16 protein-coding genes are annotated in these 15,775 nt (G+C 70.0%); 8 read left to right on the forward strand and 8 right to left on the reverse strand.

The window, feature by feature from the left end:
- Positions 1 to 18: 18 nt before the first annotated feature.
- Positions 19 to 1,389, reverse strand: a complete 1,371-nt coding sequence (locus tag C8E87_RS07195) for an NYN domain-containing protein (protein ID WP_133872355.1) — start codon at positions 1,387 to 1,389, stop codon at positions 19 to 21.
- 106 nt (positions 1,390 to 1,495) lie between these two features.
- Here C8E87_RS07195 and C8E87_RS07200 point away from each other — a divergent pair, with 106 nt between their 5' ends.
- The 4 genes from C8E87_RS07200 to C8E87_RS07215 all read left to right on the forward strand — a co-directional run bounded on the left by C8E87_RS07200 (position 1,496) and on the right by C8E87_RS07215 (position 6,566).
- On the forward strand, positions 1,496 to 3,295 hold the full coding sequence (locus C8E87_RS07200) for a DEDD exonuclease domain-containing protein (protein ID WP_133872356.1): 1,800 nt from the start codon (positions 1,496 to 1,498) through the stop codon (positions 3,293 to 3,295).
- Positions 3,296 to 3,404: 109 nt separating this feature from the next.
- A complete protein-coding gene (locus C8E87_RS07205; protein WP_133872357.1) occupies positions 3,405 to 5,195 on the forward strand; it encodes a RelA/SpoT family protein in 1,791 nt (596 codons plus the stop codon).
- Positions 5,196 to 5,289: 94 nt separating this feature from the next.
- Positions 5,290 to 5,736: an NUDIX hydrolase gene (locus tag C8E87_RS07210; RefSeq protein ID WP_133876679.1), complete on the forward strand. Its 447-nt coding sequence runs from the start codon at positions 5,290 to 5,292 to the stop codon at positions 5,734 to 5,736.
- On the forward strand, positions 5,733 to 6,566 hold the full coding sequence (locus tag C8E87_RS07215) for a sugar phosphate nucleotidyltransferase (RefSeq protein ID WP_133872358.1): 834 nt from the start codon (positions 5,733 to 5,735) through the stop codon (positions 6,564 to 6,566). Before C8E87_RS07210 ends, C8E87_RS07215 begins: the two co-directional genes overlap by 4 nt.
- 159 nt (positions 6,567 to 6,725) lie before the next feature.
- Here the strand turns inward: C8E87_RS07215 and C8E87_RS07220 are convergent, their stop codons facing one another.
- The 5 genes from C8E87_RS07220 to ctaE all read right to left on the reverse strand — a co-directional run bounded on the left by C8E87_RS07220 (position 6,726) and on the right by ctaE (position 11,329).
- Positions 6,726 to 7,013 (reverse strand): Lrp/AsnC family transcriptional regulator, encoded by a 288-nt coding sequence (locus C8E87_RS07220; protein ID WP_133872359.1) that lies wholly within the window; start codon positions 7,011 to 7,013, stop codon positions 6,726 to 6,728.
- Between the two features lie 105 nt (positions 7,014 to 7,118).
- Positions 7,119 to 8,729, reverse strand: coding sequence for a cytochrome bc1 complex cytochrome b subunit (gene qcrB, locus C8E87_RS07225; protein WP_133872360.1), 1,611 nt, complete (start codon positions 8,727 to 8,729; stop codon positions 7,119 to 7,121).
- A complete protein-coding gene (gene qcrA, locus C8E87_RS07230; protein WP_133872361.1) occupies positions 8,726 to 9,832 on the reverse strand; it encodes a cytochrome bc1 complex Rieske iron-sulfur subunit in 1,107 nt (368 codons plus the stop codon). Before qcrA ends, qcrB begins: the two co-directional genes overlap by 4 nt.
- The gene (qcrC, locus tag C8E87_RS07235; protein ID WP_133872362.1) at positions 9,829 to 10,677 is read right to left on the reverse strand and encodes a cytochrome bc1 complex diheme cytochrome c subunit; all 849 of its coding nucleotides are present in this window, start codon (positions 10,675 to 10,677) and stop codon (positions 9,829 to 9,831) included. The genes qcrA and qcrC overlap by 4 nt, the downstream gene beginning before the upstream one ends.
- A 52-nt stretch (positions 10,678 to 10,729) precedes the next feature.
- Positions 10,730 to 11,329 carry an aa3-type cytochrome oxidase subunit III gene (ctaE, locus tag C8E87_RS07240; protein WP_133872363.1) on the reverse strand — a complete coding sequence of 200 codons (600 nt, stop codon included), beginning with the start codon at positions 11,327 to 11,329 and terminating at the stop codon, positions 10,730 to 10,732.
- 108 nt (positions 11,330 to 11,437) lie between these two features.
- Between ctaE and C8E87_RS07245 the strand changes: the two genes are divergently transcribed.
- The 4 genes from C8E87_RS07245 to C8E87_RS07260 all read left to right on the forward strand — a co-directional run bounded on the left by C8E87_RS07245 (position 11,438) and on the right by C8E87_RS07260 (position 14,298).
- A complete protein-coding gene (locus tag C8E87_RS07245) occupies positions 11,438 to 12,415 on the forward strand; it encodes a cytochrome c oxidase assembly protein (RefSeq protein ID WP_133872364.1) in 978 nt (325 codons plus the stop codon).
- A gap of 50 nt (positions 12,416 to 12,465) precedes the next feature.
- Positions 12,466 to 12,900 carry a hypothetical protein gene (locus tag C8E87_RS07250; protein ID WP_133872365.1) on the forward strand — a complete coding sequence of 145 codons (435 nt, stop codon included), beginning with the start codon at positions 12,466 to 12,468 and terminating at the stop codon, positions 12,898 to 12,900.
- Positions 12,901 to 12,928: 28 nt separating this feature from the next.
- On the forward strand, positions 12,929 to 13,987 hold the full coding sequence (gene trpD / locus C8E87_RS07255) for an anthranilate phosphoribosyltransferase (protein WP_133872366.1): 1,059 nt from the start codon (positions 12,929 to 12,931) through the stop codon (positions 13,985 to 13,987).
- Between the two features lie 119 nt (positions 13,988 to 14,106).
- Entirely contained in the window at positions 14,107 to 14,298 is a 192-nt protein-coding gene (locus tag C8E87_RS07260; RefSeq protein WP_133872367.1) for a hypothetical protein, read from the forward strand.
- Positions 14,299 to 14,359: 61 nt separating this feature from the next.
- Here C8E87_RS07260 and C8E87_RS07265 read toward each other — a convergent pair whose 3' ends face one another.
- Positions 14,360 to 14,785 (reverse strand): cytochrome c oxidase subunit 4, encoded by a 426-nt coding sequence (locus C8E87_RS07265; RefSeq protein WP_133872368.1) that lies wholly within the window; start codon positions 14,783 to 14,785, stop codon positions 14,360 to 14,362.
- Positions 14,786 to 14,792: 7 nt separating this feature from the next.
- Positions 14,793 to 15,707 carry an aa3-type cytochrome oxidase subunit II gene (gene ctaC, locus C8E87_RS07270; RefSeq protein WP_133876680.1) on the reverse strand — a complete coding sequence of 305 codons (915 nt, stop codon included), beginning with the start codon at positions 15,705 to 15,707 and terminating at the stop codon, positions 14,793 to 14,795.
- Positions 15,708 to 15,775 lie beyond the last annotated feature (68 nt).

Below are 15,775 nucleotides of genomic sequence, written 5' to 3' on the forward strand. Positions count from 1 at the left end.
AAAACCTGTTACCGCAGGTCAGGAGCGGGAGAGCCGACGTAGCAGAGAGTCCGCACCCATCGGGTAGGCCCCGTGCCGGCGTACACCGTCGGCGACCTCGCGGTCGGACGAGATGACCACGATCGGCCGGCCCGCCGGCTCGCCCCGCACCAGCTGCCGGATCAGCTCGTCGGCGGTGTCGCCCTTGCGCGAGAACAGCACCCGCACCCCGCGCGGCGCCGGCGGCAGGCCGTGCACCCGCTCGGCGCCGTCGAAGACCACGGTCACCTCGTCGCCGGTCTGGGCCGCGATGCCGCCGAGCCCGGTGATCAGGCGTTTGCGCTGCTGTTCGAGGGACATCTCGGCGAACCCGCGCTTGGTCACGTTGTAACCGTCGACGATCAGGTGGGCCCGGGGCAGGGCGAGCAGCTGATCGAGCCGGCCGGGGTCGTCCGTGTCCTGCGCGCGGGCCCGCGACCGCTCGGGCGAGCCGGGGCGGTCGGCCACGGCGTCGGCCACGAAGTCGGCCGGCATCTTGTCGGACGGGTTGAGCGCGAGCTCACGCCGCAGCCCGGAGGCGGCCTGGCCGATGGTCTCGATCAGCAGCCAGAGCCGGGCGTCGTCGGCGGCGCGAGCCTCCTTGGCGGCCGCCTTGCCGGTGGCCGCGAGCGCCTCGGCCTCGGCCAGCCTGGTCTTGAGGCGCCGGACCTCGGCATCGTGGTCGGCCGCGATCCGGGCCGCGCGCCCCTTCTCGGTGGCCAGCAGGTCGCTCGCGCGTTTCTGGGCGGCCTGGGCCTCGCGCAGCGCCTTGCCGTTGGCCCGCGCCTCCTCCCGCACCTGACCGAGTTCCTCACGGACCCGGGCCAGCTCGTCGCGGAGCTTGTCCGCCTCGACCTTGGCCACCGCGCGGTCGTGCTCGGCCCGCGCCGCCCGCTGCTCGGCGTCCCGCAGCTGGTTGGCGACCGCGGCGCTGTCGGCCTCGGCCTGCACGGCGTGGCCGGCTTCCTCGATCAGGTCGCGCCAGCCGTCGGGGCGGGCGAGGTAGGCCAGCGCGGCCACCTCGACCGGGTCGGCCGCGCCGGGCGCCACACCCGCGACGATCGCGCTGCCGAGGTCGCCGGCGTCCGTCACGACCCGGCCGCTGATCCGCTGGCGGAACAGCGGGTCGGCGGCGAGCTGGGCGGCGATCTCGCGTCCGCCGAGCCGGGCGCGGCGGTTGGGGGCGAAACGGGCGACCCGGCGCATCTGCACCGGCATCTCGTCGGCGGGCAGGCTGGGCAGGGCGGCGGCCGCGAGAACGGTCACCCGCTGACGGACCGGCTCGGGCAACACCGGTTCCGGGGCGAACTCCGCATCCTGGACAGCCGCCTCCTCCTCGGGGCGGTCGCCGGACGTCGGGAGCTCTGACATCTACCCATTCTCCCACCGCCGACTGCGGAAAAGCTTGTCGAAGCAAGTGATCTTTTCAAGAGGACCCCAGGGATTAATGTCGTACCCCCTCTCTAGTGTCCCCGCCGTGGCACAACCGGCTTATGTCCAGGGCACCCTGGACACCCTTCTCAGCGCCGACGGCTCGGTCGAGCCGGCGGCGCTTTCCCTGGCCGACACCACTTTCGTGGTGCTCGATCTCGAGACGACCGGCGGCGCGGCCGACGGCGCGGGCATCACCGAGATCGGCGCGGTCAAGGTGCGCGGCGGGGTCGAGCTGGGCGTCTTCGCGACCCTGGTCAACCCGGGCGAGCGGCTTCCGCCGTTCATCACCGTGCTGACCGGCATCACCGAGGCGATGCTGGCCCCGGCCCCGCCGATCGAGTCGGTGCTGCCCAGCCTGCTCGAGTTCCTGCGCGGCGCGGTGCTGGTGGCCCACAACGCGCCGTACGACGTGGGTTTCCTCAAGGCCGCCTGCGCCCGCCACGGCTATCCCTGGCCCAGCCCGCGGGTGCTCGACACGGCCGCCGTCGCCCGGCGCGCCCTGACCCGCGACGAGGTGCCCAACCGCAAGCTCGGCACGCTGGCCCAGTTCTTCCACGCCGCCGTGCAGCCCACCCACCGCGCGCTCGACGACGCCCGGGCCACCGTCGACGTGCTGCACGGCCTGATCGAGCGGCTGGGCAGCTTCCGCGTGCACACCCTGGGCGACGCGATCGAGTTCGCCAAGGCGGTCACGCCCACCCAGCGCCGCCAGCGGCATCTCGCCGACGGCCTGCCCCACGTGCCCGGGGTCTACGTGTTCCGCGCCGCCGACGGCCGAGCCCTCTACGTCGGCACGTCCAAAGACATCGCCACCCGCGTACGCAGCTATTTCACCGCCAGTGAGAAACGGGCGCGCATCTCCGAGATGCTGGGCGCGGCCACCCGGGTCGAGGCCGTCGAGTGCGCCCACTCGCTCGAGGCCGAGGTGCGGGAACTGCGGCTGATCGCGGCGCACTCCCCGCCGTACAACCGCCGCTCGAAATATCCCGAGCGCGTGGTCTGGCTCAAGCTCACCACCGAGGCCTACCCGCGGTTGTCAGTGGTCCGCTCGCTGGCCGACGACGGCGCGGCCTATCTGGGGCCGTTCTCGTCGCGCCGCACGGCCGAGCTGGCCGCCGCCGGGGTCTACGACGCCGTCCCCCTGCGTCAGTGCGGCCACAAGCTCTCGGTGCGCACCCCGACACCCGCGTGCGCCCTGGCCGAGCTGGGCCGCTGCCCCGCCCCGTGCGAACACAAGATCACCCCGGAGGAGTACGCGGCCACGGCGGCGCTGCCGTTCCGCAGTGCCATCCACGGTGACCCGTCCCAGGTGGTCGACGCCCTGATGGATCGCATCGAGGCACTGTCCGGCAAGCGCCGCTACGAGGAGGCGGCCGTCCTGCGCTCGCGGCTCATCGCTCTGCTGCGGGCCACCGTACGGATGCAGCGGTTGTCCGCTTTGACCCGGCTGGCCGAGATTGTCGCCGCCCGCCGGAACACTATCGGCGGCTGGGAGATCTCGGTCGTGCGGCACGGCCGGCTGGCCGCGGCGGCCACCTCCCCGCCGCGGGAACATCCTCGCCCGACCCTCGACGCGGTCCGCCTGACGGCCGAGACGGTCCAACCCGGACCAGGACCGGTTCCGGCCGCCTCCGCCGAGGAGACCGAGCGGATCCTGGCGTGGCTCGAACGGCCCGACACCCGGCTGGTGGAAACTTCCGGCGACTGGGTGTCACCGGTTCGTGGCGCGGCGCGGTTCACCGCCCTGCTCAACCGGGCAGAAGCCGCAGCATCGGGCAAAGACTCGGCCGTTCGCTCATCCGTAACTGACCGTTCGGATGACGCTCGCTCGCTTAGGCTGTAAGGCAAGTGAATTCTCCGGCCTGGTTCGCGGGGCTTCACGACGATTTGGCCCTCGGTTCCCGCGCTCCCCCGCGCGTGAGTTGGCGGCCCTTGTGGTGAGGGGGTGTCCAGTGGACGTCGACGCCGGCCACGGCGCCGCCCTTGGACGTGCCCTGCCAACTCCCCAGCGCGACATGTCGATCACCCGGCGACTGCGCTCGTTCCTCAGCTTCAATGGCGACGACGACGATCCCGTCACCGTCCTCACCCGCACTCACCGGGCCGTGCATCCGTCGGCCGACGCGGGCGTGCTGCGGCGCAGCTATGCGATCGCGGAAAACATGCACCGCGGCCAGATGCGCAAGTCCGGCGATCCCTACATCACCCATCCTCTCGCTGTCGCCCAGATCTGCGCCGAGCTCGGGATGGACACGACCACCCTGGTCGCCGCCCTGCTGCACGACACGGTGGAGGACACGAGCTACACGCTCGAGGCGCTGCACGGCGACTTCGGTCCCGAGGTGACCCACCTGGTCGACGGCGTGACCAAGTTCGACAAGGCGTTCTACGGCAAGGCGGCCGAGGCCGAGACGATCCGCAAGATGATCGTCGCGGCCGGCAAGGACGTCCGCGTCCTGGTGATCAAGCTGGCCGACCGGCTGCACAACATGCGCACCCTCGACGCCCGCTCCGCCGCCTCCCGCGCCCGCATCGCCACGGCCACACTCGACGTGCTCGTCCCGCTCTGCGACCGGCTCGGCATCCAGGCGCTCAAGCGTGACCTCGACGACGTGGTGCTCTATCACCTCGAGCCGGAGTCGTACGCGCGGATCGACGAGCACGTGCGCAACCGTCCCGGCTGGTCGGAATACCTCGACGACGTCAGCGGCAAGGCGCGGACAGCCCTGCGCCGCCAGCGGGTGACGGCCGAGGTCACCCCGCGGCCACGGCACTACTACTCGATCTGGAAGGACACCGTGGCCGGCGGGCACACCGTCCCCTTCGACCTGCCCCGCATCGCGGTGGTGGTCGACGGCCCCGAGACCGACTGTTACGCCGCGCTCGGCGCGATCCACGGCCAGTGGCGCCCGGTGGCCGGCCGCTTCAAGGACTTCATCGCCTCCCCCAAGAACAACCTCTACCGGTCGCTGCACACCACGGTCACCGGCCCCGACGGGCGCCTGGTCGAGGTGCTGATCCGCACCCGCGCGATGCACCGCTACTCGGAGTACGGCGTCGCCACGACGTATCGCTATCCGAAGTACGCGGAGACCGCCGAGGCCCTGGGCGCCGACCAGCTGACCTGGCTCAAGCGGGTGCTCGACTGGCAGCAGGACACCACCGACGCCGCCCAGTTCCTCGCCTCGCTGCGCTGCGATCTGGCCGAGGCCCAGATCACCGTCTTCGCCCACGGGCACGCGTTCGAGCTGCCCAGCGGCTCCACCCCGGTCGACCTGGCGTACGAGCTGGGCCCGCAGACGGGCGACCAGTGCCTCGCGGCCACCATCAACGGCCGGCTCGCGCCGCTCAGCTCCCAGCTGCGCGACGGCGACGTGGTCGAGATCTTCTCCGAGACCGATCATCATGTGGAGGTGGAGCCGAACGCTCCTCGCGGCCCGCGCCGCGAGTGGCTCGGCTTCGTGAAATCGAGCCAGGCCCAGCTGCAGATCAACCGGTACTTCGACGAGAAGAACGAGCCGGGCATCAGCATCGCCGACAAGGTGCGCCTGGGCCGCGCCACGATCGGCCTGACCCTGCGCAAGCACGACCGCGGCCTGGCCAGCGAGGTGCCGCTGCGCCGCCTGGCCGAGGAACTGGGCTATCCCGACCTCGAGACGATGCTGGTCGCGGTCTGCGAACGCACCCTCGAGCCCGACACGGTCGTCGAGCAGCTGATCGCCCTGGTCGACCACCCCGACTGAGCCCGTTCCGGGGCGCTTCCGGTGCACCGATAGCCTTGTGTTCGTGAGTATTCCTCGGCGCGTGCGGGCGTACGCCTATCAGACGTTCTATCGCATGCCGAGCCCTGTACGCCGTGCGGTCGCCCGCCTGGTCGCCCCGAAGTACCTGGTCGGCGCGGTCGCGGTGATCCGTGACGCTGACACGCCGGAGCCGTCGCGGCTGCTGTTGCTGCGCCAGCCGACCAAGCACGGCTGGAGCCTGCCGGCCGGCCTGCTCAAGAAGCACGAGCCGCCGGCTGTCGGCGCCGCCCGCGAGCTGTTCGAAGAGACCGGCGTCCGCCTCGACCCGTCCGAGCTCACCCCCGGCAACCCGAACGCGATCATCCACCCGGTCGGCGTGGTCGACACCGTCTGGTTCGGCTCTGTTCCCGCGTCCACCACCGAGCTTCGCGTCGACGGCGGCGAGATCCTCGAGGCCGGCTGGTTCCCGGTCGACGATCTGCCCCGGCTCACCCGCAACACCGCCCAGCTGCTGGCCCGCTACGACATCGGCCGCTCGTGATCGAGGTCTGCGGGGTCGTCCTCGCTGCCGGTGAGGGCCAACGGCTGCGTCCGCTCACCGAGACGCTGCCCAAGGCGCTGTGCCCCGTCGGCAACGTGGCCCTGCTCGACCGCGCGCTGGCCCGGCTGAACGCACTCGGCCTGACCGGCCCCGAGTCGGTGGCGGTCAACGCGGCCTACCTCGCCGAGCAGGTCGTACGGCATGTCGGCGACCGCGCCCATCTTTCGGTCGAGCCCGACGGCCCGGTGGGCACCTCGGGGGGCGTGGGCCGGCTCAAGGGGTGGGCCGACGGCCGCGGCGCTCTGGTCGGCAACGCCGACGCCTATCTGGCCGATCCGGCCCGTGACCCCGGCAAGGACATCGCGGCCCTGCTCGACGGCTGGTCGGGCGACACGGTGCGGATGCTCACCAAGCCCAACCTGCCCGGCGCGACCGGCGGCTTCAGCGGCCGCCGCTTCACCGGGTTCTCGCTGCTGCCCTGGCGCTACGTCCGCGCCCTTTCCACCGGCCACGGCAATCTCGTACGCACGGTGTGGCGCCCCGCCGAGGCCGAGGGCGCGCTGGAGCTCGTCAACTACGACGGCCTCTACATCGACACCGGCACCCCGGCCGACTACCTGAGAGCCAACCTGCACGCCGCGGGCGGCGCCAACCTGATCGACCCCGCCGCCATGATCACCGGGACCGTCACCGGCTCCGTGGTCGGCGCCGGAGCCCGGGTCCACGGCACGATCACCCGCTGCGTCGTCTGGCCGGGCGCCGAGGTAGCCGCCGGCGAGAGCCTTGCCGACTGCATCCGCGCCCCGGGCGATGTCACCGTCCAGGTCTGAGCCGTCCAGGTCTGAGCCCAGCCAGGACTGATCCCGTCCAGGTCTCAGCCCAGCCAGGACTAAGCCGTCCAGGTCTGAGCCGTCCCGATCTCAGCCCAGCCAGGACTGAGCCGTACGGGTCCCGGCGTCGCCCGGTCCGAGCCGTCCCCGGCCTGAACTTCAGTCGGCGTCGGGCAGGCCGATCGCGAACGCGTCCTCCAGGTCGTGCTTGGAGTAGGCGCGGAACGCGATGTGCGACTCGGTGTTCAGCACGCCCGGCGTCTTGGAAATCTTGCCCGCGATGACCTCGGCGATGTCGTCGAACTTGGCGACCCGCACGATCGCGATGAGGTCGACGTTGCCGGCCACCGAATAGACCTCGCTGACGCCGTCGAGCGCGGCCAGGGCCTCGGCGACCTCGGGGATCGAGTCGGTGGCGCAGTCGATGTGCACGATCGCGGTGTTCACCTGAGGGCTCCTCGGCGGTGCAGGACGGGATGGTCGCGACCATGCTATCCGGCATACGGGAAAGGGCCCGCCGAAGCGGGCCCTTCCGGTGTCGTTCCTGATGCCTTACTTGCGGCCGGACGTGATCTCTTCGCGGTCGTCGCCGCTGACCGGCGGCATGCCGGGTGAGACCGGCGCCTCGGCCGGCTTCTCGACCGGGTAGAAGAAGCCCTTCACGGCCGGGGCCAGCGCGCCGACACGGTTCATCTTCTTCGGGACGACCCAGCCGCCGTACTCCAGCGGGATCGGGTGCCCGTGGTCGTCGACCGGGCCGAGCGGCTGGTGCACCTCGACGAACTGGCCGTTCGGCAGGCGCTTGATGATGCCGGTCTCGACGCCGTGCGCCAGCACCTCACGGTCGTGCTGCTGGAGACCCAGGCAGACGCGGACCGAGATGAAGTACGCCAGCGGCGGCAGGACGATCAGCCCGATACGGCCGGCCCAGGTCATCGCGTTGAGGCTGATGTGGAACTTGTCGGCGATGACGTCGTTGGCGCCGGACAGGGTGGCGATGACGAAGAACGTGAACGCCATCGCGCCGATGCCGACGCGCTCCGGGTTGTCGCGCGGGCGCTCCAGCAGGTTGTGGATCCGCTTGTCGCCGCTCTTGCGCGCCTCGATCCAGGGCCAGAACATCGGGACCGTGGTGAGGGCGCCCAGGCCGACCACCGCGGGCCAGAACAACGGCGGGATGCTGTAGTCGCCGATGTAGATCTGCCAGTTCGGCATGAGCCGGACCAAGCCGTCCATGAACATGACGTACCAGTCGGGCTGCGACGCCGAGGAGACCTCGGACGCGCGGTACGGGCCGAACAGCCAGATCGGGTTGATCTGGAACAGGCCCGCCATCAGCGCCACCGTGCCGAAGACGGCCATGAAGAAGCCGCCCTGCTTGAGCGCGTACCGCGGGAACATGCGCTCGCCGACCACGTTGGTGTTGGTGCGCATCGGACCCGGCCACTGGGTGTGCTTCTGCTTGAAGACCAGGCCCAGGTGGACGCTGATCAACGCGAGCAGGCCGCCCGGGATGAGCAGCACGTGCGCGATGTAGAAGCGGCCCATGATCAGATGGCCGGGGAACTCGCCGCCGAAGATCGACGCCGAGACCCAGGTGCCGACCACCGGGATCGAGAGCATGATCGCGGAGGCGATACGCAGGCCGGTGCCGGAAAGGCCGTCGTCCGGGAGCGAGTAACCGGTGAAGCCGGCCAGGAAGCCCAGGAGGAACAGCGCCACGCCGATGGCCCAGTTCGCCTCGCGCGGCTTGCGGTAGGCGCCGGTGAAGAAGATGCGGGCCATGTGCACGACGATTGCCGCCATGAACAGCAGCGCCGCCCAGTGGTGCATCTGGCGCATGAACAGACCACCGCGCACCTCGAACGAGAGGTGCAGCGACGACGCGTACGCCTGGGACATCTCCGTGCCGCGCAGCGCCGGGTAGGCGCCCTGGTAAGCGGTCTCGGTCATCGAGGGGTCGTAGAACAGTGTCAGGAAGACGCCGGTCAGCAACAGGATGATGAACGAGAAGAGCGCGATCTCACCGAGCAGGAACGACCAGTGGTCGGGGAAAACCTTGTTGAGCAGGGCCCGGAGCGGGGTCGCCGCCTGGAACCGCTCGTCAACGCCCTTGGCCGCGGTGACGGGCGCCTGCTGCAGATCTACTTTGCGGCGCTTCACGGACGCTCCCAGAAGTCAGGTCCGACGGTGTCCTTGAAGTCGGACGTTGCCACGAAGAAGCCCTCCTCGTCCACCCCCAGCGGCAGCATCGGCAGCCGCCGCGTAGCGGGACCGAAGATCGGCTGGGCGTTCCGGGTGATGAGGAACTGCGACTGGTGGCAGGGGCACAGCAGGCGGTTCGTCTGCTGCTCGTACAGGCTGGCCGGGCAGCCGGCGTGCGTGCAGATCTTGGAGTACGCCACGTAGTCGTTCCACATCGACCCCCTGTTGCGCGGGTCGGCGTTGGCGGCCTCGCGGGTCGCCTCCGCGTCGTCGGAGCGCAGGTGGATCAGAAGGGTGGGCGAGTCGGCGTACTCGTTGGTCGCGCCGTGCGGGATGCCGGGGAAGACCGTCATCTGACCGCCGGTGCTGACGTCCTCGGGGCGGATCGGCGTGCCGTCCTCGCGGGTCAGCCGCACCGGCTTGCCGCCGTTCATCCCGGGGTTGAACCCGGTGGTGTACATGATCGGCAGGTCGTCCTTGTGCGGGTTCTCGATCAGGCCGCCGATCAGCGGCGCCGCGGCGACCAGGCCGATCGGGGCCAGGCCGAAGCCGATCGCGCCCTTGAGCAGCGGACGGCGCTGGACACCGTTGTTCAGCTCGTCGGCGACGAACAGCATCGTCTGGCCGGTGATCTTCTGCTCGTCGGTGGGCGACCCGCCGTCGTGGCGGGCCTGGATCGACACCTCGTGCGGCAGCAGCTTCTTGGCCCAGGCCAGGATCGCGAAACCGAGGGCGAACAGCGAGACGCCCAGCGTGATGCCGAGCAGCGGCGTGTAGTAGTCGGCCGACCCGTGGCCGAGCTCGAACCGCCACGGCCACCAGATGTAGAAGCCGAGGAAGGCCAGGGCGGCCAGGCCGGCCACGATGAACAGCAGGGCGATGTTGCGGACGACCCGCCGCTCCGCCTTGGAGTTCGTGCCCTGGAACTGCGACTCGTACGTGATGATCTCGATCTCGTCGCGGCGCAGGCCCTCTTTGACGATGTCGAAGCGTGTGAGGTTCGGGTCGTCGACGTCGACCGGCTTGGCAGCGCCGGGCGAGTCGTGATGCAGCGTGGTCATGACTTCCCCGCAATCCACAGCGACGTGAAGACCAGGAGCGTGATGCCGACGAGGAAGATCGCGATACCCTCGGTCGACGGGCCGTAACGGCCCAGGTTGAACAGACCGCCCGGGTCCTTGTCCTCCTGCAGCTGCAGGGTGATGTAGGTGATGATCTCGCGCTTCTCTTCGGGCGTGAGCTGGTTGTCACCGAACACCGGCATGTTCTGCGGGCCGGTCAGCATCGCCGCGTAGATCGTCTCGGGGGTCGCGTCGTGCAGCGCGGGGGCGAACTTGCCCGACGAGAGCGCGCCGCCGGCGCCGCCGAAGCTGTGACATGAGGTGCAGTTGACCCGGAACAGCTCGCCGCCGCGAGCGATCGCCTCGGGGTTGTCCTCCAGGCTCTCGACCAGCTCACCGGAGGGCAGCTGGGGGCCTCCGCCCAGCTCCTGGATGTACTGGCCGAGCTGCTTGGTCTGGTTCTTGTCGAACTGCGGCTTCTTTGCCTCGGCCTGAGCCTCCTGCCGGGTCATCGGCATGCGGCCGGTGCCCACCTGGAACTCGACCGACGCCGAGCCGACGCCGATCAGGCTCGGCCCGCGGTCGTCGACACCCTGGCCGTCGCGCCCGTGGCAGCTGATGCAGCTGTTGTCGTAGAGCTGCTTGCCCTCTTGAGCCGTGGCGGACAGCTGCCTCGGTTCGTCGGCGAACGCGCCCGGCGCGAACGCGGTGTAAACGCCGCCGGCGAGCGCGAGCGCGGCGACCATGCGGGTGGCCGCCCCGAGACGCCGCCGCGCCTTGCTCGGCGCGCCTCGCCGCCGGGAGAACACCCGGAGGCGCCGGCCGGCGGGGGTGTCTGAAGTCATGGGTTGTATCCCTCTGCGTTTTGACCAGAAGCTCATGGACGGGCGTGCGGCTCTACTGCAGCCAATAGATCATGGCGAACAGCGCGATCCACACGATGTCCACGAAGTGCCAGTAGTACGACACCACGATCGCCGAGGTGGCCTGCGCCGGGGTGAACCTGCCCATCGTCGTGCGGATCATGTAGACGATGAAGGCGATCAGGCCGCCGGTGACGTGCAGGCCGTGGAAGCCGGTGGTCAGGTAGAACATCGAGCCGTACCCGTCGCCGTTGAGCTTGATGCCCTCGCTGACGAGAGTGCGGTACTCGTTCGCCTGCCCGAGCACGAAGATCAGGCCCATCACGAAGGTGATGGTGAACCAGCGCCGCAGCGCGAACACATCACCCTTCTCCGCCGCGAAGACGCCCAGCTGGCACGTGACCGAGGAGAGAACCAGGATCACCGTGAACGTCGTCGCGTACGGCAGGTCGAGGTGCGGGGTGTGGTGCTCCCACATCTCGTAGTCCGCCGCGCGGATCGAGAAGTACATCGCGAACAAGGCCGCGAAGAACATGAGCTCGCTGGAGAGCCACACGATCGTGCCGACGCTCACCATGTTGGGTCGCGTCAGCGAGTGGATCCTGCTCTTGTCGATGGCTGAGGCCGCTGTCACGGGCTCATTATTGCCCCGCGATCAGTCCAACGTGCTGCGGGGGGTCGAATTCGTCGCACGAGTTGCAGCCCGGCGCATCGGGCGCCGATCGGGTAGGCCTAGCCTCGAGTGGTGCACCTAGCCGAAACGCCCACACTCGCCGCCTCCGGCGGGGATACTGTCCTTCCGCCGTTCACTCCGGGCGTGATCTTCACCGAGATCCACCTGGGCAGCCTGATCGCGCTGTTCCTGCTCGTGGCGGCGGCGTTGTACGGCTACGGCGTTCACCGGCTGCGGCAGCGGGGTGACGCCTGGCCGGTGGGCCGCACGGTGGCGTTCGTCGCCGGTGGACTCGGCTCGATCGCGGCCGTCGCGGTGACCGGCATCGAGGCGTACGACACCACGCTGATCTCGGTGCACATGGTGCAGCACATGGTGCTCTCGATGGTCGGCCCGATCTTCCTGGCGCTCGGCGCGCCGGTGACGCTGGCGCTGCGCACGCTGCCCGCCTCGCCCCGCAGGAAGCTGCTCGCCGTCGTGCACAGCCGGGTCGCCCGGGTCCTGACGTTTCCGCTGGTCGCGTTCGGAATCTTCGTGGCCAACCCGTTCGTCCTCTACTTCACCGACCTCTACCGGCAGACACTGCTGCACTCCTGGCTGCACGAGTTCATCCACGTGCACTTCATCGTCACCGGCTGCCTGTTCTTCTGGCCGCTGCTGGGCCTGGACCCGCTGCCCGGCCGCTGGCCCTACCCCGGCCGCGCGCTGCTCATGGTGCTGTCGGTGCCGTTCCACACCGTGCTCGGTCTGACGATCATGCAGAGCAAGACGCTGCTGGCCGGCGACTACTACCCGAACCTGGGCCTGAGCTGGCTGGATCCGGCCGCCGACCAGGTCACGGCCGGCGGCATCCTGTGGGCCGGCGGCGAGCTCGTCAGCGTCACCATGCTGGGCATCCTGGTGCTGCAGTGGGTCCGCCAGTCCGAGCGCGAGGCCCGGCGCATCGACCGCGCGCTGGATCGTCAGGAGGCGGAGGACGCCCGGCGGGATGCTGCCAAGATCACAAACGGGGCCCCCGCCGACACCCCGGGGTCCGACACCCCCTGAGCGGTTCCGTTACGATCGGCGAGCACCTACGACGCGAACCGGGGCACACCATGAGCGACGAACCGACTCAGTACACGGTCCTGCTGTACAGCGACGACGCCGCTGTGCGCGACCGCATCCGGATGGCGATCGGGGTGCGACCCGCCGCCGACCTCAAGGTCGAGTTCGCCGATGCCTCCACCTGGGAGGACTGCCGCGACCTGCTCGACAAGTACGAGATCGACCTGATGGTGCTCGACGGCGAGGCGGCGCCCGCCGGCGGCCTGGGCATCGCCCGGCAGACCAAGGACGAGTACGCCACTCCCCCGCCCGTCTGCGTCGTGCTGGCCCGCGCCGCCGACCGCTGGCTCGCGGCGTACGCGCAGGTCGACCAGACCCTGATCGCGCCGCTCGACCCGGTCACGACCGGCCGGACGATCGCCGCGATGCTCCGCGCCCGCCGCAACGGGGCGATCCCCCTGGGCACGCTCGGCACGCTCGGTTAGATCCCCCACAGACGAAAGGGCCCCCGCCGTGGGCGCACGCACCTGGCCGAACCTGACGAGCGCCCTGCTGCGGGGCGAAGAGCTCGGGACCCCCGACACGGCCTGGGCCATGGGCGAGATCATGGCGGGCAACGCCACGCCGGCCCAGATCGCCGGTTTCGCGATCGCGCTGCGCGCCAAGGGTGAGACCCCGGGCGAGCTGGCCGGCCTGGTCGAGGCGATGCTGGCCAACGCCACCCTGGTCGAGCTGCCGGAGCCCGTACGCACCGACGCTGTCGACGTGGTCGGGACGGGCGGCGACCGGGCCAACACCGTCAACATCTCCACGATGGCGGCGATCATCACAGCCGCCTCGGGTGTGACAGTGGTCAAGCACGGCAACCGGTCCGCCTCGTCCAGCACGGGCACGGCCGACCTGCTCGAGCACTTCGGCATCCCGCTCGACCTGGGCCCCGAGGGCGTCGCGAGCACGGTGACCGACGCCGGCATGGGCTTCTGCTTCGCGGCCCGCTTCCACCCCGGCATGCGGCACGCCGCGGTGACCCGGCGCGAACTGGGCGTGCCCACCTTCTTCAACGTGCTCGGCCCGCTGACCAACCCGGCCCGGCCGACCGCGGCCGCCGTCGGCTGTTTCGACCCGCGCATGGCGCCGGTCATGGCGGCCGTCTTCGCCCGGCGTGGCGACTCGGCCCTGGTGATGCGCGGCGAGGACGGCCTCGACGAGTTCACCACCTCGGCTCCGACCCGCCTCTGGCAGGCCAAGGACGGCCAGGTCACGGAACACGTGATCGACGCCGTCGAGCTGGGCCTGCCGCGCAGCGAGCCGGGGGCCCTGCGGGGCGGGGACACTGCTTTCAACGCCGAGGTGGCGCACCGGACGTTTGCCGGCGAGCCCGGCCCGGTGCGGGACGCTGTCGTGCTGAACGCGGCGGCGGCGCTGTCCGCGCACGCGGGCTTCCCCGGCGACCTGAGGGACACGCTGCGGGCCGGAATAGCCCGGGCCCAGGAAACGATCGACTCCGGCGCGGCAACGGCTCAGCTGGCCCGCTGGGTGGACGCGGCGCAGAAGGCCAAGGCCGCGGAGTAACCGCGTACGAGCAATTTCACAGCGGACACGCCGCGAGCAATACGCCCAAATGCCGGATTTACGTGGCAGCGTCGGAAGGAGTTTCGGGTAATCCACCTTCCGGCGAAGAGGAGCCACCCGTGTCCGATCAGGAACCCCGCTGCGTCATCTGCGGCAGCGACATGCTGTTCGAGGTCCCGGCCGCGCCCGACGGCCAGGTGGAAGAGCTGGTCTGCCGCCGCTGCGGCGCAGCCGAGGTGGTGACCCCGGTTGTGGCCCACCTCTGGCCCGCCAGGCAGCTCTCTGTCCCCCACCAACGCCGCGCCGCCTGACGCGAACCCCAGAAACAGTAAGGCCCGCGCCCCAGGGGACGCGGGCCTTACTGACGCTAAATCAGTGCTCGGCGGGATGCCTGGTGCCGGTGTAGTACTCGAAGATCATGGCGGACGACGCGACGATCACCATGATCAGGCCCAGCGCCAGCAGCCACCACATCCAGAACACCAGGCCGAGGCCCGCCACCGTAGCCGACAGCGCGATGCCGAACGGCCAGTAGCTGCCCGGGCTGAAGAAGCCGATCTCGCCGGCGCCCTCGGCGATCTCGCCGTCCTCGCGGTCTTCCGGACGCAGGTCGATGCGCCGGGCCACGAACCAGAAGAAGCCGCCGCACATCGAGCAGAGCAGTCCGGACAGGATCAGCGCGACCGTGCCGATCCACTCCAGATGGCCGGTGGCCCCGTGGGTGTAGAAGCCGTAGACGACCGCCGCGCCGAAGAGGAAGACCGCGACGCCGGCAAAGATCTTGTATTCGGTACGCACGCTGTCCCTACTTCCCGGCCGTCACGGCCGCACCGGCCGGCGCCGCCACGGCGCCGCGCTGGTTCCAGCTGTTCTTCTGGCGCCGCGTGTCGAACGGCTCGGTCGTGGTGGCGTACGCCTGGTCGCCGGTGAAGCCGATGGCCGCCATCGCTTCCTGCGTGGAGGCGCCGTCGCGCTTGGCCGCGAGGAACTGGTCGAAGCGTTCGGACGACACCGCCACGAGCTCGAAGTTCATGAAGGCGTGGTACGTGCCGCAGAGCTCGGCGCAGCGGCCGACGTAGCGGCCTTCCTTGTCGAGGGTGATCTCGAAGGTGTTGCGCACGTTGCCCGGGAAGACGTCCCGCTTGAACAGGATCTCGGGGACCCAGAACGAGTGGATGACGTCGCGGCTGGTCTCCTCGAACCGGATCTTCTCGTTGGTGGGGAGGACCAGGATCGGGATGACGTCGGACGAGCCGACGGTCGAGGCGACCGTGTTGGCCTCGGCGCCCATGCCGTCGCGGTAGTTGAACTGCCAGTTCCACTTGAACGCGACGACCTCGACGACCTGGTCGGGGTTTTTCGAGAGCTTGTCCACGTCGGTCTGCACGACGGCCGTGTAATAGAAGAGGATCGCCACGATCAGCACCGGGGTGACCGTGTAGAGGACCTCCATCGGCATGTTGAACCGGGTCTGCACGGGCAGCTCGTCGCCGCGCTTGCGGTACCGGATGACGCACCAGAAGATCAGGCCCCACACGAAGATGCCGACGATCAGGGCCGCGATCACCGAGGCGATCCACAGGTCGTACATCTTGTGCGCCTGCAGCGTGATGCCCTTGCCAGGCCATCCGAAGTGGCCGAAGGCGTCCCCGACGCCCTCAAGGGAACATCCCGAGAGCAGCATCAGCAGCGCCGTCCCGCTGAAGCCCAGCCCGGCCATCCGGACTGCAGCTCGCGACCGCGCGGCCGAACTCTTTGCGCTCACCTGCTTTTGCCTCCTTAGCAGCG

It is taken from the genome of Paractinoplanes brasiliensis (genome assembly GCF_004362215.1).
In the GTDB taxonomy this organism is placed as follows: Bacteria; Actinomycetota; Actinomycetes; order Mycobacteriales; family Micromonosporaceae; genus Actinoplanes; species Actinoplanes brasiliensis.

Coding starts and splice junctions, on each gene's coding strand:
- C8E87_RS07195 (WP_133872355.1), bottom strand. CDS start 1,389: ATGTCAGAGCTCCCGACGTCCGGCGACCGCCCCGAGGAGGAGGCGGCT.
- C8E87_RS07210 (WP_133876679.1), top strand. CDS start 5,290: ATGCCGAGCCCTGTACGCCGTGCGGTCGCCCGCCTGGTCGCCCCGAAG.
- ctaC (WP_133876680.1), bottom strand. CDS start 15,707: ATGGCCGGGCTGGGCTTCAGCGGGACGGCGCTGCTGATGCTGCTCTCG.
- qcrA (WP_133872361.1), bottom strand. CDS start 9,832: ATGACCACGCTGCATCACGACTCGCCCGGCGCTGCCAAGCCGGTCGAC.
- C8E87_RS07250 (WP_133872365.1), top strand. CDS start 12,466: ATGAGCGACGAACCGACTCAGTACACGGTCCTGCTGTACAGCGACGAC.
- qcrC (WP_133872362.1), bottom strand. CDS start 10,677: ATGACTTCAGACACCCCCGCCGGCCGGCGCCTCCGGGTGTTCTCCCGG.